Origin of the sequence: Calorimonas adulescens (genome assembly GCF_008274215.1) — a bacterium.
In the GTDB taxonomy this organism is placed as follows: Bacteria; Bacillota; Thermoanaerobacteria; order Thermoanaerobacterales; family UBA4877; genus Calorimonas; species Calorimonas adulescens.
Map to the genome: position 1 here is coordinate 111277 of NZ_VTPS01000002.1, position 19478 is coordinate 130754.

Sequence of the window (19478 nt, forward strand, 5' to 3'; positions counted from 1 at the left end):
GTATTATACTGAACACATTAAGGCACGTTTACACACAGAACGGAGGATGTCAATGATAGATAAAATACTCCTAAAGCTTCGTGAAGAAATGGGAATATCACAAGAAATGGCTGCAAAAAGTTTGAATGTTTCCCGCTCCGCTCTTGGATATTATGAAAGGGGTGAGCGCCAACCTGATGCTTCTTTTATTATCAAAGCTGCAGATTTTTTTGGTGTTACTGCTGACTATCTCCTGGGTAGATCTGACTATCGTTCAGTAGAAAATCAGGCAATAGCAAATAAATTTGAACTTCCCTTATCTGATAAGGCAATCTCTTTTTTGAAGTCTGTTTCGCCTGAGCTTCTGCCTACCCTTGACTTGTTGCTCTCGGATCCAAACTTCGAGAACTTTCTGCTTGAAGTAATGACTTATATATATTCCTTGAAACATGGAGAAAGCTCGGAAAGTGTTGATATTATAAGCTATAAGCTAAACGAGGAAATAAACAAGGCCGGCAGCTCCTATACTCCTTCGGAAATCACAAAAATCATAAGTAGACTGCTTCCACGTCTGCAGCAGGCAAAAGTAATCGAAGCATTGGAGCGGCTTATTAATTCCATGGTAGAGCATGACAAGAGAGACTAATATATAAATCCTAAATAAAAAAGTCCCGGCCTTAAGCAGCTGGGATTTTATGAAAGGAGGAGAAGTTATGGCTTCTATAAATGTTAACTGCGCATGTGGCAATCAATTTGTTACAGAAGAACCTACAGCTGATTCCGGGTTTACTGTCGAATGCCCTACTTGCGGTGCTCGGATCCGAATAAAGCCTCCGGGAATTTCCCACAAACAGTTCAAAGCAGCTACAGCTCCATCTGCAGAGGAACGAATAGCCAACCGCATAAGAAAGTACGAAACAATATCAGGTATCCTTTGGTTGATAATCGGGGCAGTACAGCTGGTCCTTGTGTGGACTGCAGCTGCCGGTGTATGGAATATCATCAATGCGATTATGAGGCTGCGCTCTGTAAAGAGTATATACGCTGGCAACCCTGCGATTGTGCCCTGGTATGACAGCCGGCGCAATTGGTTAATTGCTTTCGCAATCGTAAACCTTGTCCTGGGAGGTGTGATTGGTGTCTTCCTGGTCGCATTCGATTGGTGGATGAGAGACTATGTTTTGAGGAATAGGGCAGTATTTGAAGGGTCCCCCTCTCAATCGGCTTGATTAGAATTGACGTGATGATATGCTACTGACTTTTTCGGAAAGGAGGCGGTTTGTTGCCGGTTTACAAAGATGAAGAGAGAAAAACGTGGTATGTCTGGTTCCGCTACAAAGACTGGGCCGGCGTTGTGCGTCAGCACAAGAAGAGAGGCTTTCAGAAGAGATCTGAAGCTGTCCAGTACGAGCGAGACTTTCTAAAAAAGCAAAGTGGCAGCTGTGATATGAGCTTCGGCTCTATGGTGGAGCTTTACATGGAAGATTGTAAATCGCGGCTCCGCTCCACGACATACGAAAGTAAGAAGTACCTCATTGAGTCAAAAATACTTCCAACTTTTAAAGATTTACCTGTCAATGCTATAACAGCTGCTACGGTGCGCAAATGGCAGAATGAGCTCCTGGATGATGATGCCGAGTATTCTCCAACATATCTTAAAACGATAAATAACCAGCTGTCGGCCATTTTCAATTTTGCCAAGCGCTATTATGGACTGAGTACCAATCCTGCAGCTGTCGCAGGATCCATCGGTAAAAAGAACGCCGAGGCTATGCAGTTCTGGACAAAGGATGAATTCCAGCTTTTTATTGAAGCTGTTTCAGATAAGCCTGCGTCATATGCTATTTTTAACACCTTATTCTGGACCGGTATGCGCTCCGGAGAGCTCCTGGCCCTTACTCTGAATGATATAAATTTCGAAGCTAAAACGATAAGCATAACAAAGAGCTACGCCAGGATCGGAGGAGAAGATGTGATCTCTCCTCCAAAAACTCCAAAGAGCCGCCGGGTAATAACTGTACCGGATTTTCTCCTGGATATCCTAAAGGATTACGCAGGCCGCCTGGTGGACTATGAGCCTTCGGACCGCCTTTTTGAATATACAAAGCACTACCTTCAAAGCGAAATGGACCGCGGGTGTAAGAAATCAGGGGTAAAAAAGATACGTGTTCATGACATCCGCCATTCCCACGCATCCTTATTGATTGAACTGGGTTTTTCCCCGCTGCTTATATCAGAGCGTCTTGGCCATGAGAATGTGGAGACCACTCTGGAAATATACGCCCATTTATACCCTAATAAGCACGGGGAAGTTTCCAGTAAACTAAACGAACTATTTACCCCTAAAATTTGCCAAAAAACAGACAAAAATCCGGGCATTTCAGAATAATGCTTCCAAATTGCTACCACGGACAAAAATTAAGCCTCTGAAACCCTTTATTTTACTGGGTTCAGAGGCGTTTTAACGTCTATTCCCATTCTATAGTGGCCGGTGGCTTGGATGTGATATCATACACCACCCTGTTTACCTCATATACTTCATTTATTATCTGCCTCGATATCCTGTCCAATACATCATAAGGCAGTCTCGCCCAATCTGCAGTCATCCCGTCACTGCTGGTCACTGCCCTCAAGACTATAGTCTCACTATATGTCCTATCATCACCCATGACACCGACAGAATGAATATCCGGTAGCACTGCAAAAGCTTGCCATAAGCTGTTATACAGGCCCGCTTTCTTTATTTCTCTTGTCACTATATAGTCGGCTCGTCTCAATATGTCCAGTCTTTCTTCCGTCACCTCGCCAAGTATGCGTATGGCCAGGCCAGGCCCTGGGAATGGATGCCTCATTAAAATCTCATCCGGTATACCTAGTTCTTTCCCAACCTGCCTCACCTCATCCTTAAACAGATATCTCAGTGGTTCAATAAGCTTAAAATTCATATCCTCTGGAAGCCCGCCAACATTATGATGACTCTTTATAGTGGATGCCATTTCATCTCCACTCTCTATGACATCAGGATAAAGTGTACCCTGCACAAGAAACTCAACCTTATCATACTTTTTTGCTTCTCTATCAAAAACCCTTATAAATGTATTGCCAATTGCCTTTCTCTTTTCTTCAGGATCTGTCACGCCTTTTAAAGCAGATAAAAACGTCTCCTGTTCATCTACCCTCCTTATATCCATTTCAAATTCTTCTTTAAGCAGCTTCTCTACGTCCTCTGCCTCATTGAGCCTCAAGAGCCCATTATCTACAAGGATACAATGCAGCTTATCACCAATGGCCCTGTGTACCAGCACAGCTGCAACAGTTGAATCCACACCGCCGGATATGGCACATATAGCATCACTGTCCCCTACCTCTTTGCGGATATCCTTTATCGTTTGCTCTACCAGTGAATCCATTGTCCAGTCAGCATGAAGCCCTGATATAATAAACAGAAAATTCCTGATTATATCCATTCCCTTTGCTGTATGTTCAACCTCAGGGTGGAACTGCACTGCATAAAGCTTATTCTCAATATCTCCCATTGCTGCTACAGGACAGTTGGGCGTAGATGCAATTACCTTAAACCCATCTGGCAGGCTAGTAATTGAATCTGTATGACTCATCCATGCCGACGTCACCCTGTCTATACCTCGAAAAAGAGGAGAGGTATTGTCAACCGTAAGCTCTGCTCTTCCATATTCTCTTACCTGCGCCATCGATACCTTGCCGCCTAACAATTGAGCCATTAACTGAGCTCCGTAACATATCCCAAGAACTGGAACTCCCAGGGCAAAAATACGCTTATCACATTGTGGTGCATCCTTGGTATACACACTCGCAGGTCCCCCGGACAGCACAATTGCAGACGGATTCATTGCCTTTATCTCCTCTGCAGATTTCTTGGAGCTTATTATCTCACAATATACATTACATTCCCGTATCCTTCGGGCTATAAGCTGGGTATATTGCCCCCCAAAATTCAATATTAATACCTTTTCAGCCTTCATCATGCCTCACTCCATTCCACACTATAGTTTGGCGCTTCCCTTGTTATGATAACATCGTGAGGATGACTCTCCTTAAGCCCTGCCACAGTAATTTTGATAAACTTACCCTCTTTTCTTAAGGTCTCGATATCTTTAGTGCCGCAGTACCCCATACCCGAGCGGAGACCGCCTACCATTTGAAATATTATATCCTTTAGTGGTCCCTTGTAGGGTACCCTGCCCTCTATGCCTTCAGGTACATACTTATTTGCTTCTTCTTGAAAATATCTGTCACTGCTGCCGGATTGCATGGCAGACAGAGAACCCATGCCTCTATAGGTCTTGAATCTTCTTCCCTGGTATATCTCTACTTGTCCAGGACTCTCTTCCGCTCCCGCAAACAAGCTCCCAATCATCACAACCCTTGCCCCAGCAGCAATAGCCTTTGTTATATCACCCGAATATTTTATACCGCCATCCGCAATTACTGATATTCCATACTTGTCAGCCTCTTCAGCACACTCCATTATTGCTGTAATTTGCGGCACACCCACGCCTGCCACTACCCTTGTTGTACAGATAGAGCCTGGCCCAATGCCGACCTTTACCGCATCAGCTCCAGCCTCAATCAGGTCTTTTGTACCCTCTGCTGTAGCGACATTTCCTGCAATTAACTCAATCTCAGGAAACAACTCTTTTATCTTTCTTACCGTCTCAATAACCCTACTCGAGTGACCATGAGCTGTATCAACGACAATAACATCCACATGGGCATCATGAAGTGCTTTCACCCTATCAATGGTATCTTTTCCAGTACCTACTGCCGCACCGGCAAGCAGTCTTCCTCTTCTATCCTTAGCAGAGTTTGGATATTGTATGGTTTTCTCTATATCTTTAATGGTAATTAACCCTCTTAAATACCCCTCACTGTCCACCAGTGGGAGCTTTTCAATCTTATGCTGTTTTAAAATCTTTTGGGCTTCATCTAAAGTCGTCCCAACTGGTGCTGTTACTAAGTTTTCCTTTGTCATCACCTCTCCTATAGTCTTTAAATAATTATTTTCAAACCTGATATCCCTGTTTGTAATTATACCCACTAATTTCCCCTTGACAGTCACAGGAACACCGGAGATATGGTATCTTTCCATAACCTCCAGCACATCGCTTATAGTATTGTCCGGAGAAAGAGATATAGGGTCTACTATTACACCGTTCTCAGAACGTTTTACCCTGTCTACCTCCATTGCCTGCCTCTCAATGCTCATATTCTTGTGGATTATGCCTATCCCGCCTTCCCTGGCCATGGCAATAGCTAATTCTGCCTCAGTGACGGTGTCCATTGCAGCACTCATAATAGGTATATTCAGCTTTATCCTCTCTGTTAACTTTGTGCTTAAATTTACATCTTTTGGTAAAATCTCAGATCTGGCTGGAATGAGAAGCACATCATCAAATGTAAGTCCCTCATTCATTACTTTTTTATCCATTCTTTCACCTCATAATAAAAATGATAGGGCTAACCCTATCTACCTAATAAAGGGTTCACCCATAGTTGGAGATTTACGGTCATCCAGTAGATACTCCCGAACCATATTATCAGGATTATACGGAGAACACTTAAGTTTGTAAACAATATATCAGATTTTTGTATATGATGTCAATAGATATAAAAAGGCAGGGACTAAATTTAATCCCTGCCTTTTCATATCTTAATTTAGTAATCCATGTCTGGGTTCGGCATAGCAGGTGTAGGCGGATTCTTTTCAGGTTTTTCCACGACAAGGGCCTCAGTTGTAAGTATCATTGATGCAATACTTGCAGCATTCTGTAGAGCAGAACGTGTAACCTTGGTCGGGTCAATAATACCCGCAGCTATCATATCAGTGAACTCTTCCTTGTACGCATCATATCCATACCCAGGCTGACTATTCTTAATCTTTTCAACTATAACAGAGCCCTCAACACCTGCATTAAAGGCAATCTGTCTTAAGGGTTCCTCAAGTGCCCTCTTAACAATCATTGCACCTGTTTTTTCGTCGCCATCCAGCTTACCCATTATTTCATCCACCGCAGATACACAGTTTACCAATGCAACGCCGCCTCCAGGTACTATACCCTCTTCTACAGCAGCCCTTGTAGCTGATAATGCATCTTCAATGCGGTGTTTTCTTTCTTTTAGTTCTGTCTCAGTAGCAGCACCTGCTTGAATCACGGCAACGCCGCCTGACAGCTTAGCAAGCCTCTCCTGAAGTTTCTCTCTATCATAATCAGAAGTAGTTTCTTCTATTTGGACCTTAATCTGCTGAATCCTGTTCTTTATCTGCTCTTTACTGCCATAACCGTCTACTATTGTGGTGTTCTCTTTGTCAACCTTAACCTGTCTTGCCCTGCCAAGCAGACTTATGTCGGCCGTTTTAAGGTCATAACCCAACTCTTCGGATATAACCTGGCCACCAGTAAGTATGGCTATGTCCTGAAGCATTTCTTTTCTTCTGTCGCCAAAGCCAGGAGCCTTGACAGCAACACATGTAAATGTACCCCTGAGTTTGTTCACAACCAGTGTGGCTAACGCCTCACCTTCAACATCGTCAGCAATAATCAGGAGTTTCTTACCCTGCTGTACAACCTTCTCAAGCAGTGGTAAAATCTCCTGCACATTGGATAACTTCTTGTCAGTAATTAAAATGAGCGGTTCATCTAATGTGGCTTCCATCTTTTCCGTGTCTGTCACCATGTATGGGGATATGTAACCCCTGTCGAACTGCATACCTTCAACGACCTCAAGGTTGGTCTTAAGGGACTTTGACTCTTCTACTGTAATAACACCATCTTTCCCAACTTTATCCATTGCATCGGCTATAAGCTGCCCTATTTCATCATCAGCAGCAGAAATAGAAGCAACCTGTGCAATTGATTCCTTACTCTCTATAGTCTTTGAAATCTTTTTCAGTTCCTCAACCACGGCGTCTACAGCTTTAGCAATACCTCTTCTTAAAATCATTGGGTTTGCACCCGCAGCTACATTCTTTAGTCCCTCACGGACCATGGCCTGAGCCAGTACTGTCGCTGTTGTTGTACCATCACCTGCTACATCGTTGGTCTTGCTGGCAACCTCTTTTACAAGCTGAGCACCCTGATTTTCAAAGGGATCCTCCAGCTCTATCTCTCTTGCAATCGTAACACCATCATTTGTAATTGTAGGTGCACCATACTTTTTATCCAAAACCACATTACGTCCTCTTGGGCCCAGTGTAACCTTTACGGTGTCCGCTACCTTATTTACACCTCTCTCCAGAGCCTTACGGGCCTCTTCACCATATAAAATCTCTTTAGCAGCCATCCTTGATCCCTCCTCTTTATTCTATAATTGCCAGTATGTCATTCTGTCTTAAAATTAGGTATTCTTGATCGTCGAGTTTAACCTCAGTCCCTGCATATTTAGAATAAATAACCTTATCTCCTACTTTTACCTCCAGATCTACCTTTTTCCCATCAATGTACTCACCGCTTCCGACAGCCATTACCTCACCCTGCTGCGGTTTTTCTTTTGCGGTGCCAGGAAGAACTATACCACTTTTCGTAACCTCTTCTGCCTCTATAGGCTTTACTACAACCCTATCACCCAGTGGTTTGATATTCATATTTATCCCTCCTCCAGTATATTGTTAGCACTCATTAATGTTGAGTGCTAATCACATTATATATAATAAAAAATGAAGGATTGGATATCAAACATCATTATGGTCAGTATAACAAACTTATATCCATATTACTCCATATATCACAGGATTACTATTTTTTTCTTATAAAATTCAATTTATCTATTATTATAAAGAAACTATGGCCATCTTCTCTACAATATCAATAAAAACAAAAAAAGGATGTCAATCATCCTTAAAATATTTTTCTTATCAGTATTACCATAAGTAATAAGATAAAAATCCCATAGAAATCAAGAGACCGGGTATCTGTTTTAGAAATATCTGCCAAACCATTTTCCCCCAATGCCTCGTCACTTATGTCATCATTTAGCTTCTCATCAGCGCCATAGTTCTTATATATGTTATAATCCATTCTCTACACCACCTTGCTGATTATTGAATTTGTTCAACTCATCCTGTGCTTTTAATACACTCATGTATGTATAATATTGTTTAAATGTATCTACAGTTTTCTGTCTCTTCGGCTTTAGGAACGGCTTTATGGCATTTAAAAGATTAACCCTTGGGTCATTGTTTTCATTGGTCGTAGCATCCATTATCTTTTTCATGGTAACTAAAAGCCGCTGTTTTTCAGGATCCTCTAACATCTTTTGGATACTTTCCATCAAATCTTTAAGATTTAAATTATTGGGTAACACGTTCTGGTTTTCAGAACCCTCTGTGTTTTTTTCGTTATCTGGCAAAATCAGCACCTCCCTTTTTAGTTGATAGTCGCACATAGTTATGTAAGGGCCCATAGGGGCCCCATTCTTTATATGCAGCCTCCGGAGAGGAGAAGAAAGAGAAGGATAACTAACAGCTGATTCCAATTGCCACTGCCGAATAGTCCTCCGCTTGCACTGGTGTCACTCTTGCTAAAGAGGCCAATCCCTGGTGAAAATAACCAGACAAGGAACAATATTAAGAGTAAGTCTTCCCTGGAGAGCCCAAAAGCTCCTCCGCCCTTAACATCTGCCATAATAATCCTCCTTTCAGATATTGAAGATTAATAAGGGTTAGAATATTAATAGGAAAAGGAGAATAACTAATTGTCTTGGGTCATCAAATTCATCTTTATACATCCCGTATAGAAACAGGAGCAATAGCTGGTCTTGCGGGGTTACTTTTTGTGGTTTCATTGTGTTTTCTCCTTTTCTACTACATAATATGTAGTTGCAGTAGTTTTTGTTAATATAATTCGTCATTGGACTTTATAAGCAGTATCAAAATTAAAAGGCAGAGGATGTTCTTATCTAACGTCTCTCCAAACAGCAGAAATATCAAAAACAGCAGAAGGATATCCTCAGCCTCTACAAACTCTAGAAATGGCATAACATCAACTCCTTTCAACGTTCCTGCTACCATCATATGATTGACTGGTTCCATTGGTTACAGGCAAAATAAAAAAGCACACCCTTTTGAGGTATGCCAGCGTAAAAGTAAGGCCATGTAGGTTTGCCTGTATTAAAAAATAAGAAAATATACCACAGGTACAAATATGGCCGGCAGTAAATTGGCCACCTTTATCTTTGTTATTCCCAGTATATTCAGTGAAATTCCAAAGATAAGCAGTCCACCAACCGCTGTCATTTCATTTATCAGTACATCATTTACAAATGAACTCAAGAGACTGGACAGCAGTACAATAGTTCCCTGATAAATTAAAACAGATATTGAAGACAGGAGTACACCTGCACCAAAGGTAGAACTCAATATAATTGATGTAATACCATCAAGACCGGATTTGGTAATAAGTATAGTATTATCACCACTAAGGCCGCTCTGTATAGAACCTACTATAGCCATAGCACCAACGCAAAATATAAGTGTAGCTGTTACAAAACCCTCTGATACGCTGCCATAATGTTTCAATTTTTGTTCAAATCTCTGGCCTATATTGTTTAAAAATCCATCTATATCAATTATCTCACCCAGTACGCCACCCAGTGCTATGCTCAAAATCATAACGATTGAATTAGTAGATTTTAAAGCAAAAGACATGCCTAACATTGCAGTAACAAGCCCAATGCCCTTCATCACAGTATCACGCACCCTTTCGGGTATCCCTGTCTTTAAAAAAAGTCCAGCTATACTTCCTGCAGCTACAGCAAAAGAATTAATCAACACACCCAGCATCAAATACCCCCCCCTTTTCTGTTTCTATAATAGTAAAAAAGATACAACTGCGCAAATCCGGCCAGTTCTTTAAATCTTTCCCTGGCATACTCACCTATTTTTTTAAAGCTGATCTTTTGATGTATATATATCTCTGTCATAACCCTGTTTACCCATACATCTACAGGAAACGCTTCATATTTTTGTAATGAATAGAGCAGGATGCAGTCTGCAACCTTTTCGCCAATACCTTTAACTTTCATCAACTCAGATTTAGCGGCAAAATAGTCCATCTTTTTGAGCACAGACAGGTCCAAATCACCCCATGCAACCCGCTTTGCGGCATCACATATGTATTCAGCCCTAAAGCCGCAGCGACTCTCCTGAATTTCACAAACCTCCGCATCAGCCAGTACATCAGGAGATGGAAACGTATAATAGGTATCACCATTATACTCTATTGGTTTACCGTACATCCTAGACAGGTTCTCAATGATTCGTTTAATCTGCGGTATGCGGTTATTAGAAGAGACAATATATGAAATCAGGCATTCAAAGGGTTCCTGGTTTAATATGCGCAGGCCGTATCCATACTCCATAGCTTCCTTCATGTAGCCATCAAATTGCAGCCTCCTTTTGATTTCATTATAATCTCTTTCTAGATCAAAGTAGTATATAATATCATCCATATCCTCTTCTGTTACATTGTCAATCAAAATATCCCCATTTAATTTTTTAACCTTGATAACCTTATTCTTTACTACGCCAACAAAACCATCATCCTTACATTCCCAGCGAAAACATTGGCCACTTTCAAAAACCTGGTATGGTTCAAAATTATCGATATATTTTATAAGTATTCCATTATCGGTTCTTATGTAATTCATTTGACAAATGTTTCCCCCTTTTAGCAGCAATCATTAATGACATTGTTACAAATTACTAACATGACATATAGCATCCAGATGCAACATTAAAATGAGTCAATTAAGCTCACAAATTTTAGAGTATCCAGGGTGTCATTAGGTGCCAGGATGTTATTGACCTGCTGTTATGAATTTACTACCATGATTTATACTATCTATTGATAATAACATAAAAGACCTCATAAAAAAAGAGCCCATGTAGGGCTCATTTAAATCAATACCAGCCTTTAACCTTCATTGCTTCAGCAACCCTCTTAACAGAGAGCATATAAGCAGCAGTCCTAAGGTTTACATTGTGTTCTTTGCTAAGCTTATATACAGCATCAAAAGCATCTACCATCATAAGTTCCTCTTTTTGCGATACCTCTTCCTCTGTCCAGTAATACCCATACAGGTTCTGTACCCATTCAAAATAGGATACAGTGACACCGCCTGCGTTAGCAAGTATGTCAGGGATAACCACTACGTCTTTTTCTGTAAGTATCTCATCAGCCTCCGGAGTCGTCGGCCCATTAGCGCCTTCACCTATTATCCTTGCTTTTATCCTGTCTGCATTTTCAGATGTTATTACATTCTCCAGTGCTGCCGGTACAAGGATATCCACGTCAAGATACAGTATCTCATCTTTATCCATAGTGGTACTACCCGGGAATCCGTCAACATTCCTGTGTTCAGTGTTGTACTTTTCAAGAGCCTCTATATCAAGTCCATCCTTATTATATATAGTTACCCTGCTGTTAGAAACCGCAACAATCTTTGCCCCATACTGGCTGAGGAATTTAGCCGCAAAACTGCCTACATTCCCGAACCCCTGGACGGCAACCTTTGCCTTTTTCAGGTCTATTCCCATATTTTTAGCCGCTTCCCTGACTGTAATAGCAACTCCAAGCCCAGTAGCCGCAGTCCTGCCTTTAGACCCACCTATAGATAAAGGTTTGCCTGTAATAACTGCAGGAGAATCTTTTCTAACTATTTTATTGTATTCGTCAAGCATCCATGCCATTATCTGGCCATTCGTGTTCACATCAGGTGCAGGGACGTCAACCTGAGGACCAATAAAGTCTGCAATAGCACTTATGTAGCCTCTGGAAAGTCTCTCCAGTTCACCCTGTGACAGAGTTTTAGGGTCAACTATCACGCCACCCTTACCACCGCCATATGGAAGACCTAATAGCGAGGACTTAAATGTCATCCAGATAGAGAGTGCCTTTACCTCATCTGCGCTTACATTCTGATGGAATCTTATACCACCCTTTGTTGGCCCCAATGCCCTGTTGTGCTGGGAACGATATCCTGTAAACACTCTTACAGATCCATCGTCCATTTTAACAGGAATAGCCACCTCTAAAAACCTCTGCGGTTTTGATAGAATTTCATATACCGCCTCCTCAAGACCCAACCTGTCACAAGCCTCTTTCACCTGTTCTTTTGCTATTTCATACGGATTTAATACCTCTCCCATCCATATTCCTCCTTAAAATTTTTTCCAATATTATTTTAACACACTTAAAATATTAGGTAAATGACATTTTGCATAAGAAAATTTATATTTTGAACTTGATGCATAAATTTCAATACTTTTGCATAATGCAATTTAAAAGTCATAATGAAACGCTTTCATTCGGCTACTTATAATAGCATTTATTTTAATTTTTTGTTATAATTATAAAAAAGCTGAAGGGGGAATCAGCAGTGATAGAATATAGTTTAAAATATGGAAAGGAATATGTGAATATCAGTGTACCAGAAAAGTCAGACATTACTGTTCTTGAGCCGGAAGCCTCATCACCAATTCCTGACATCGAGAGTGCGCTTATCTATAGTATTAATAATCCAATTGAGTCCCCACCATTACCCAATCTTTTAAGTCCAACTGACAAAATAACCATTGTCATAAGTGATGCTACGCGAAGCTGGATCGGAATTAATAATATATTGCCGCCTCTTGTAAATAGTCTAAACTCTTCTGGCATAAAAGATGAAGATATCGTTATATTAGTTGCCCTTGGAACCCATAGATTTCAGACAGAAGAAGAAATTGCAAGTTTGGTGGGGAAAGAAATATATGGAAGGATAAATATAGTACAGCATGACTGTGATGATTACAGCAATTTGCAATATATAGGAACAACCAGTCTTGGCACAGAGGTAGAGGTTAATAAACTGCTTTTAAATAGAAAAGTCATAATTACCGGGGGAATTGTCCACCATGACATGGCAGGGTTTGGTGGAGGGCGAAAGTCTATACTTCCTGGGTGTGTCAGTCGAAAGACTATATTTCAAAACCATGTCCATACAATGAAACCTGATGGTCAGGGGATTGATCCAAGAGTCGGTACGGGAAAACTGGAAGATAATCCCTTAAATATGGATATGGTTGAGGCTATGAATATGGTAGCCCCCATTTTCCTCATCAATCTCGTTGTTGATGGTGACGGCAAAACAATCGGTATCTTCTGTGGCGACCCCTATGCGGCATGGTATGAAGGGTGCAAATTTGCCGACGACGCCTTTTCAATAAATATAGATAAACCATCTGACCTTACAATCGTTTCGTGCGGCGGTTATCCCAAGGATATAAATCTGTACCAGGCTACCAAGTCACTTTTCAATGCGGCAGCGGCTACTAAAGATGGGGGAAATATAGTATTTCTGGCGGAGTGTATAGAAGGCGGCGGCAGTGATAAATTTTATGGATGGGGCAAATATCTTCCTTTTGATAACCTTGAGAAAGAATTACGCAAACACTTTACTATAGAGGGCTATATATTTTACTATGCGGTTTATATAGCCCAAAAATACAGTGTTTATCTCATGTCAAAAGATCCGGATGAAACAGTAAAAGACATGGGGTTCATAACAGTGGACAATATAAACGATACGATTTGTAATATAGTCAATAAAAAGCCTATAAACAGCATATATATTATGCCTTATGGTTCCACAACCATACCCAAAATAACAGATAAATGATACCACCTTGAAAATAAAAAAGATACATGCTGCACCTTTATAAAAAATCTGGTATAGCTGTTGCTATACCAGATTTTTTATTGATACCTGTTCTCTTAACTCTTCTGCCTTATCTGTCTTTTCCCATGAGAGGTCAAGATCTGTCCTACCAAAATGGCCATAGGCTGCCGTCTGTCTGTAAATTGGTTTTCTTAAGTCAAGTTTATCTATAATTGCTGCTGGTCTGAGGTCAAAATTATTATTTATCAGTTCAATAATTTTATCATCCGGTATTCTTCCCGTGCCAAAGGTATCGACCCTTATGGATATTGGCCTGGCCACACCTATTGCATACGCCAGTTCCACCTCGCACTTATCTGCTATACCTGCAGCGACAATATTCTTAGCCACATATCTGGCCGCATAACTGGCTGACCTGTCTACCTTTGTGGGGTCTTTCCCGGAGAAGGCCCCGCCGCCATGTCTTGCATATCCACCATAGGTGTCTACAATAATCTTACGCCCGGTAAGTCCTGAGTCACCTTGAGGGCCACCCACGGTAAACCTGCCCGTTGGATTTATATAGTATTTTGTGTTATCGTCTAAGAACTCCGCCGGAATGACAGGTTTTATGACATATTCTATGATATCTTTTTCTATAGTATCATGGTCCACCTCTGGATGATGCTGTGCCGAAACCACAATAGTATCAACCCTCACTGGTTTATCACCATCATACTCAATGGTCACCTGAGTTTTGCCATCCGGCCTGAGATATGGAATAGTCCCATCCTTTCTAACCTCCGCCAATCTCTTCGCCAGCTTATTGGCAAAGGAAATTGGCATGGGCATGAGTTCCGGGGTCTCATTACATGCATAGCCAAACATCATCCCCTGGTCGCCTGCACCAATCAGATCATATGTACTGCCCGAATATCCCCTCTTCACTTCCAGAGACTGATTTACCCCCAATGCTATATCTGGTGACTGTTCATCAATTGATGTTATTATGGCACAGGTATCACCGTCAAATCCAAATTTTGCCCTTGTGTATCCAATCTCTCTTATTGTCTGGCGAGCTATCTTAGGTATATCAACATAACACTGGGTTGTTATCTCCCCCATAACCAGCACCAGCCCTGTTATAGTAGCCACTTCACAGGCAACTCTGGCATCGGGGTCTTGAGCTATAATCGCATCCAGCACAGCATCAGCTATCTGATCGCATATTTTATCCGGATGCCCTTCTGTAACTGACTCAGAAGTGAATAATTTTTTCATCTTTTTCCTCCTTTAAAATTACATAATAAAACCTCTTCCAAAAGAAGAGGCATATTTCCTTTTCCCCCATCTTTCAGAATTATCCATTCTGCAGGAATTAGCACCATGCAAAGCTGGTTGCCGGGTTTCACAGGGCCTGTCCCTCCGCCACTCTTGATAAGAGAATCTTATCTATTCAATTTACTATGTAATGATAGCATAAATTACTCTTTAAGTCAAACATAAACAATAAAAAGCCTCTGCAGGCTTTTGTATGGTGGAGGGAGATGGATTCGAACCATCGAAGGCCGCGCCAACAGATTTACAGTCTGCCCCCTTTAGCCACTTGGGTATCCCTCCACATTATTCAACTGGAGCTGGCGATAGGACTTGAACCTACAACCCGCTGATTACAAATCAGCTGCTCTGCCGATTGAGCTACGCCAGCATATATATGGTGGGCGCAACAGGGCTCGAACCTGTGACCCCCTGCTTGTAAGGCAGGTGCTCTCCCAGCTGAGCTATGTGCCCATACTACTGGTGACCCCGAGGGGATTCGAACCCCTGTTACCGCCGTGAAAGGGCGATGTCTTAACCACTTGACCACGGGGTCTCTCTTCACACTGGTCGGGGCGGCGGGACTTGAACCCACGGCCTCATGGTCCCAAACCACGCGCGCTACCAACTGCGCTACGCCCCGCTCACACGGCGTTCATATGACATTGTTTATTATACTTGCATTCCAGAATATGTACAATCATGAAATTTAGCCATATTTCATGATTATGTAGCATTAGCTTAATATATCTAATTAAAACTCATTAAATCTTCGTAAAACATTAAACTGAAATTTGTAACCTAATTGTAATATTAATTTAACCCTTTTTAAACTATCTATGGTTATAATAGTTATATGACAACAGTTTATGAGGTGATGGGATGAAATTCTACAAAAAAATTTATGCCATAATGGTCTCTGTATTATTATTGAATTCCTTTACATCCATAGTGTACGCAAGTGACTATCAAATTATCAATGAAAAGACTCAAAGTGAGGTGCTTTCCGAGGGTGTAACTCATACCACTATAGAAAGATTTACCACCTCTGGTTGGCTTGATATAAATATTCTTGAGGTGGAACTTAATAATAAGGATATAGACATCGATGCCTTATATGGGTCGGAAGGGTTGTCTCAGCCGTCCACTGTGTCTTCTATGGCCAGTGAAGCTGGCAGCGTAGCTGCTATAAACGGCGACTTCTTTGATACAAAATCTGGAAGCCCTATAGGTCAGATTGTATCAGATGGTGTACTTATTTCAGGCCCCCCAGATAAGAGTTTGTATGGTAAATTGAGCAGTTTTAATATCGACAGGGACGGGAACATCTTCTTTGAATATTGGACATATAACTTTAGCGTTTCCTTACCTGACGGTACCTCATTACCCATTGCGTCTTTTAATAAAGCCTCCAGTGGACAATATCTAAGCCTTTATGATTACCACTGGGGCAATACACCCGGAGCCAATGGTAATCCAAACCATACTGAGGTTATTGTCGACAAGGATGGAACAGTGCTGGATGTCAGGCCAAATCAGCCTTCAGTGAAAATCCCGGAAGGAGCGTATGCCCTGGTAAGTAATGGTGATACTTCTCAGCAGCTTTCAATGCTGGTTCCTGGAGATAAACTTGTGATTAACCTTGATACTACCCCTGAATACCACAATCTGAAACTGTCTGTGAGCGGTGGCACAATGCTTGTAAAGGATGGCACCATAGCCCCGATAACCCATGATCCCGTACCAAAGCCGACAGCTCGAACGTCAATTGGTATAAATAGAGAGGGAAATAAATTGTTCCTCGTCACTGTTGATGGCAGAAACGGGAGCTCTATGGGCTTACTGGAGAGTGAAATGGCCCAGCTCATGCTGGATATAGGGGCGTATAATGCGATAAATCTTGATGGCGGCGGTTCTACAACTATGGTGATAAGGCCTTTAGGAGAAAAAAATTATGTTACCGCAAATAAACCTTCAGACGGAAAAGAGAGGCGTGTTGCTGATGCCATAGGTGTATTTAACAATGCTGAAGCCGGAGATGTCAGGGGACTAAAAATCAAGGCTGACAATAACGTGTTCGTCGGTACCCGTGCAAAGATAGGGGTATTTGCCTACGACGAGAAATATAATCCTGTAGATGTGGACATGGCCCGTGTTACATTCAATGTAAGTAATGTAAAGGGCAAGTTTGAGGACAACAGTTTTATTCCGCAATCGCCTGGCCAGGCCGTCATCACTGTGAAATATAAAGGTGTTTCTGAAGAATTTAATATAAACGTCCTGGACAAGCCAATAATCTTAAAGTCAAATATATCAACAATAACCACAGACTATAATACAAAGACAGAGATTAAGATATACGGCAAGGATAAAGACGGTTATACAGCAACCATAGACCCTGCTGATATTGAATGGACTATCTATGGCAACGTCGGAAAAATAGAAGATGGCATTTTTACTTCAGGTACTTTAAATGCTTCAGGATATATAAGAGCCGAGTTTGATGGGACATATATCAATATACCGGTAACAGTCGGCAATGCACCACAGACTACTGATGTACCAGACAATATCCGTCTTGAGGATGTGGACCCATATAACAAAAAGATCAATGTAAATAATGACATGAACTCTTACAACATATTTGTTTATGGCGATACCAGCACCAGCACTTTGCTCCAAACCCTGATGCTTTCAAAGGCTGTAGATAAAGCTAACGAGACATCATCTTTTGCCGTGTTTATGGGGAAGAACGCTAAAAAGTTTAACAACTTAAAAATCCCATATATAGCAATAGACAGTCCTGGCCTGTATGAATTCAGAAACTCCAGTTTCATAGTCATGGATTCATCAAAAGGAGGACTGAGAGCAACTGATGCCAGCCAGTGGTTTGCTCTAAAGGACTATTTAAAGAACGCAAATGGTGAAAATATATTTCTTGTTTTAAATACACCTGTTTGGGGAAGCAGTGGATTTACAGACCAAAGAGAGGCAGCTCTACTAGAAAACACTCTTAAGGACTTTAAAAACTCAACAGGCAAAAATGTATGGATTCTATATCAAGGTGGACAAAATTTTTATACTGCTTTAAACGATGAAATAAGGTATCTTGGCCTCAGTGGTACTAAAAATGCCGTAAAGAGTGATGTTTCAACAATGCCCTATGCCCTGATTGAGGTAAATGGCAATGAGGTCTACTATCAAAAGAACAGCCTGTTTGAATAACCTTTGATAGAGCGGAGAGAAATATCTCCGCTCTATTTTACACCAGTTTTTTGTTTGACATAGCTCTCCTCTGCAATTTTCATTATCTTCTCATAATCCTCTGATGAAAGGGCATTTCTAAGTACTTCCCTTACTGCTTTTTCTTCATCCTTCGTAACCCCATCCTCGTAAGTCTTCAATATAAAAGCAATGTCTTCTTTTTTCAATTTAGTCAATATCATCATGCTTTCATATTTTTCCTGCGCAGGTATACTTTTAATCATCTCATTTAGTTCTATAAAATTTATATCCATGTCCTGTGTGTTTTTACCATCTATGTTATTTCCCTCCACCCTTTTTTGTACCTCTTCCCATTTTGGCCATGGAATCTCAGTAAGAGGAAACTGTTCTCTAATGCCACTGACAATATCACTATCCCTTACCCTCTGAGGTGGAATATCTTCCATTGAACTGTTACATAAACTATCTTCATCCTTCTGTAATTCCTCTTTGTCGGACTCGTCAGAACCTGCTGTATCAATCAATTTTACGTTGTCTTGGACAACAACACATGGGTCCTCTCTTCTTTCTGTCAAATGCACTGATGTACTTGTGTCACCTATCCTCATATCCAGCATAAATATAATAGAGACACAGGTTATTAGCACCAGAGCTGGTGCGCTGTATCTTTCGGTAACCATTATAACATCCACCTCAAGATAAAGTATTGATAAATATTGCTCATATTATACATTACAAGGGGTGATTTTAACTTGGAAGTCAGAGTAAATTATAGGAATAGAGACTCCAGTACCATGATATCAAAGTTTCTTAAAAATTATGTGGACACAAGGACTATAATACTGTGTATAGGTACTGACAAATGGATAGGTGACTCATTAGGACCGTTTGTTGGATATTTCTTGAAAAAAAACCTTTATCCTGGCCCGGTATATGGCACTTTAGAAAATCCAGTACATGCCATAAACCTGTATGATACACTAAAAGAGATAAAAAAAAGGCATCCCTATAGCAATCTTGTCGCTGTGGATGCCTGTCTTGGCGAACCTATTAACGTCGGTAAAATAGTATTAAACAATAGACCTATTTATCCTGGCAAAGGAGTTGGCAAAATGATGCCAGCTGTAGGAGATATTTCAATAGTCGGTATAGTAGATGAATACAATTCTTACAACCTCCACAATATAAGATTAGATTTAATCGTAAATATGGCTGAGACTATATGTAATGGCATACTGCAATCCATAGATGCGAACAATTATCTCAGTTATTTGTAAGCCGTT

The 19478-nt window shown here is 41.0% G+C and carries 19 protein-coding genes, 5 tRNA genes and 2 riboswitches; of the genes, 6 read left to right on the forward strand and 18 right to left on the reverse strand.

Features of this window, described 5'->3' with window-relative positions:
* Nucleotides 1-52: 52 nt before the first annotated feature.
* The 3 genes from FWJ32_RS02260 (at nt 53) to FWJ32_RS02270 (ending at nt 2368) form a co-directional block, all read left to right on the forward strand.
* Nucleotides 53-625, forward strand: a complete 573-nt coding sequence (locus tag FWJ32_RS02260) for a helix-turn-helix domain-containing protein (RefSeq protein WP_023062280.1) — start codon at nt 53-55, stop codon at nt 623-625.
* 67 nt (nt 626-692) lie between these two features.
* A complete protein-coding gene (locus FWJ32_RS02265; protein WP_149544357.1) occupies nt 693-1208 on the forward strand; it encodes a TFIIB-type zinc ribbon-containing protein in 516 nt (171 codons plus the stop codon).
* 53 nt (nt 1209-1261) lie between these two features.
* Nucleotides 1262-2368 carry a site-specific integrase gene (locus FWJ32_RS02270; RefSeq protein ID WP_149544358.1) on the forward strand — a complete coding sequence of 369 codons (1107 nt, stop codon included), beginning with the start codon at nt 1262-1264 and terminating at the stop codon, nt 2366-2368.
* 79 nt (nt 2369-2447) lie between these two features.
* On the opposite strand, the gene guaA is transcribed toward FWJ32_RS02270, so the two are convergent.
* From guaA to FWJ32_RS02325, 11 genes are all read right to left on the reverse strand, one after another.
* On the reverse strand, nt 2448-3983 hold the full coding sequence (gene guaA / locus FWJ32_RS02275) for a glutamine-hydrolyzing GMP synthase (RefSeq protein WP_149544359.1): 1536 nt from the start codon (nt 3981-3983) through the stop codon (nt 2448-2450).
* Complete coding sequence (guaB, locus tag FWJ32_RS02280) at nt 3980-5446, reverse strand: IMP dehydrogenase (protein ID WP_149544360.1); 1467 nt, start codon at nt 5444-5446, stop codon at nt 3980-3982. The genes guaA and guaB overlap by 4 nt, the downstream gene beginning before the upstream one ends.
* 42 nt (nt 5447-5488) lie before the next feature.
* Nucleotides 5489-5589, reverse strand: a riboswitch (purine riboswitch).
* A gap of 84 nt (nt 5590-5673) precedes the next feature.
* The gene (gene groL, locus FWJ32_RS02285; protein WP_149544361.1) at nt 5674-7299 is read right to left on the reverse strand and encodes a chaperonin GroEL; all 1626 of its coding nucleotides are present in this window, start codon (nt 7297-7299) and stop codon (nt 5674-5676) included.
* A gap of 16 nt (nt 7300-7315) precedes the next feature.
* On the reverse strand, nt 7316-7600 hold the full coding sequence (gene groES / locus FWJ32_RS02290) for a co-chaperone GroES (RefSeq protein WP_149544362.1): 285 nt from the start codon (nt 7598-7600) through the stop codon (nt 7316-7318).
* Between the two features lie 253 nt (nt 7601-7853).
* Nucleotides 7854-8033: a hypothetical protein gene (locus FWJ32_RS02295; protein ID WP_149544363.1), complete on the reverse strand. Its 180-nt coding sequence runs from the start codon at nt 8031-8033 to the stop codon at nt 7854-7856.
* A complete protein-coding gene (locus FWJ32_RS02300) occupies nt 8023-8364 on the reverse strand; it encodes a hypothetical protein (RefSeq protein ID WP_149544364.1) in 342 nt (113 codons plus the stop codon). Before FWJ32_RS02300 ends, FWJ32_RS02295 begins: the two co-directional genes overlap by 11 nt.
* Nucleotides 8365-8432: 68 nt before the next feature.
* Nucleotides 8433-8639, reverse strand: coding sequence for a hypothetical protein (locus FWJ32_RS02305; RefSeq protein ID WP_149544365.1), 207 nt, complete (start codon nt 8637-8639; stop codon nt 8433-8435).
* 209 nt (nt 8640-8848) lie between these two features.
* Complete coding sequence (locus FWJ32_RS02310; protein WP_162523471.1) at nt 8849-8992, reverse strand: hypothetical protein; 144 nt, start codon at nt 8990-8992, stop codon at nt 8849-8851.
* Nucleotides 8993-9124: 132 nt separating this feature from the next.
* Nucleotides 9125-9796, reverse strand: coding sequence for a DUF554 domain-containing protein (locus tag FWJ32_RS02315; protein WP_149544367.1), 672 nt, complete (start codon nt 9794-9796; stop codon nt 9125-9127).
* Nucleotides 9796-10662 carry a DNA glycosylase gene (locus tag FWJ32_RS02320; protein WP_149544368.1) on the reverse strand — a complete coding sequence of 289 codons (867 nt, stop codon included), beginning with the start codon at nt 10660-10662 and terminating at the stop codon, nt 9796-9798. The genes FWJ32_RS02315 and FWJ32_RS02320 overlap by 1 nt, the downstream gene beginning before the upstream one ends.
* A 253-nt stretch (nt 10663-10915) precedes the next feature.
* Entirely contained in the window at nt 10916-12163 is a 1248-nt protein-coding gene (locus FWJ32_RS02325; protein ID WP_149544369.1) for a Glu/Leu/Phe/Val family dehydrogenase, read from the reverse strand.
* Between the two features lie 230 nt (nt 12164-12393).
* Between FWJ32_RS02325 and FWJ32_RS02330 the strand changes: the two genes are divergently transcribed.
* Entirely contained in the window at nt 12394-13674 is a 1281-nt protein-coding gene (locus FWJ32_RS02330) for a nickel-dependent lactate racemase family protein (RefSeq protein WP_162523472.1), read from the forward strand.
* Between the two features lie 63 nt (nt 13675-13737).
* Here the strand turns inward: FWJ32_RS02330 and metK are convergent, their stop codons facing one another.
* The 6 genes from metK to FWJ32_RS02360 all read right to left on the reverse strand — a co-directional run bounded on the left by metK (nt 13738) and on the right by FWJ32_RS02360 (nt 15613).
* A complete protein-coding gene (gene metK / locus FWJ32_RS02335) occupies nt 13738-14934 on the reverse strand; it encodes a methionine adenosyltransferase (RefSeq protein ID WP_149544371.1) in 1197 nt (398 codons plus the stop codon).
* A 63-nt stretch (nt 14935-14997) separates the two neighbouring features.
* Nucleotides 14998-15097, reverse strand: a riboswitch (SAM riboswitch).
* 91 nt (nt 15098-15188) lie between these two features.
* Nucleotides 15189-15273 (reverse strand) — tRNA-Tyr (locus FWJ32_RS02340).
* 12 nt (nt 15274-15285) lie between these two features.
* Nucleotides 15286-15361: transfer RNA gene (locus FWJ32_RS02345), tRNA-Thr, on the reverse strand.
* Between the two features lie 7 nt (nt 15362-15368).
* A tRNA-Val gene (locus tag FWJ32_RS02350) sits at nt 15369-15444 on the reverse strand.
* A gap of 7 nt (nt 15445-15451) precedes the next feature.
* A tRNA-Glu gene (locus tag FWJ32_RS02355) sits at nt 15452-15526 on the reverse strand.
* A gap of 11 nt (nt 15527-15537) precedes the next feature.
* Nucleotides 15538-15613: transfer RNA gene (locus FWJ32_RS02360), tRNA-Pro, on the reverse strand.
* Nucleotides 15614-15852: 239 nt separating this feature from the next.
* Here FWJ32_RS02360 and FWJ32_RS02365 point away from each other — a divergent pair.
* Nucleotides 15853-18195: a phosphodiester glycosidase family protein gene (locus FWJ32_RS02365; RefSeq protein WP_149544372.1), complete on the forward strand. Its 2343-nt coding sequence runs from the start codon at nt 15853-15855 to the stop codon at nt 18193-18195.
* A gap of 32 nt (nt 18196-18227) precedes the next feature.
* Here FWJ32_RS02365 and FWJ32_RS02370 read toward each other — a convergent pair whose 3' ends face one another.
* Complete coding sequence (locus FWJ32_RS02370) at nt 18228-18875, reverse strand: hypothetical protein (protein WP_149544373.1); 648 nt, start codon at nt 18873-18875, stop codon at nt 18228-18230.
* Nucleotides 18876-18947: 72 nt separating this feature from the next.
* Here FWJ32_RS02370 and yyaC point away from each other — a divergent pair, with 72 nt between their 5' ends.
* Nucleotides 18948-19472: a spore protease YyaC gene (gene yyaC / locus FWJ32_RS02375; RefSeq protein WP_238988759.1), complete on the forward strand. Its 525-nt coding sequence runs from the start codon at nt 18948-18950 to the stop codon at nt 19470-19472.
* The last annotated feature ends 6 nt before the right edge of the window (nt 19473-19478 follow it).

What these genes read in the sequence shown, in the direction of transcription:
- FWJ32_RS02365 (WP_149544372.1), top strand. Translation starts at nt 15,853, where the DNA reads ATGAAATTCTACAAAAAAATTTATGCCATAATGGTCTCTGTATTATTA.
- groL (WP_149544361.1), bottom strand. Translation starts at nt 7,299, where the DNA reads ATGGCTGCTAAAGAGATTTTATATGGTGAAGAGGCCCGTAAGGCTCTG.
- FWJ32_RS02295 (WP_149544363.1), bottom strand. Translation starts at nt 8,033, where the DNA reads ATGGATTATAACATATATAAGAACTATGGCGCTGATGAGAAGCTAAAT.
- FWJ32_RS02260 (WP_023062280.1), top strand. Translation starts at nt 53, where the DNA reads ATGATAGATAAAATACTCCTAAAGCTTCGTGAAGAAATGGGAATATCA.
- FWJ32_RS02315 (WP_149544367.1), bottom strand. Translation starts at nt 9,796, where the DNA reads ATGCTGGGTGTGTTGATTAATTCTTTTGCTGTAGCTGCAGGAAGTATA.
- FWJ32_RS02320 (WP_149544368.1), bottom strand. Translation starts at nt 10,662, where the DNA reads ATGAATTACATAAGAACCGATAATGGAATACTTATAAAATATATCGAT.
- metK (WP_149544371.1), bottom strand. Translation starts at nt 14,934, where the DNA reads ATGAAAAAATTATTCACTTCTGAGTCAGTTACAGAAGGGCATCCGGAT.
- FWJ32_RS02325 (WP_149544369.1), bottom strand. Translation starts at nt 12,163, where the DNA reads ATGGGAGAGGTATTAAATCCGTATGAAATAGCAAAAGAACAGGTGAAA.
- guaB (WP_149544360.1), bottom strand. Translation starts at nt 5,446, where the DNA reads ATGGATAAAAAAGTAATGAATGAGGGACTTACATTTGATGATGTGCTT.
- FWJ32_RS02265 (WP_149544357.1), top strand. Translation starts at nt 693, where the DNA reads ATGGCTTCTATAAATGTTAACTGCGCATGTGGCAATCAATTTGTTACA.
- FWJ32_RS02370 (WP_149544373.1), bottom strand. Translation starts at nt 18,875, where the DNA reads ATGGTTACCGAAAGATACAGCGCACCAGCTCTGGTGCTAATAACCTGT.
- groES (WP_149544362.1), bottom strand. Translation starts at nt 7,600, where the DNA reads ATGAATATCAAACCACTGGGTGATAGGGTTGTAGTAAAGCCTATAGAG.
- FWJ32_RS02305 (WP_149544365.1), bottom strand. Translation starts at nt 8,639, where the DNA reads ATGGCAGATGTTAAGGGCGGAGGAGCTTTTGGGCTCTCCAGGGAAGAC.
- FWJ32_RS02310 (WP_162523471.1), bottom strand. Translation starts at nt 8,992, where the DNA reads ATGCCATTTCTAGAGTTTGTAGAGGCTGAGGATATCCTTCTGCTGTTT.
- guaA (WP_149544359.1), bottom strand. Translation starts at nt 3,983, where the DNA reads ATGATGAAGGCTGAAAAGGTATTAATATTGAATTTTGGGGGGCAATAT.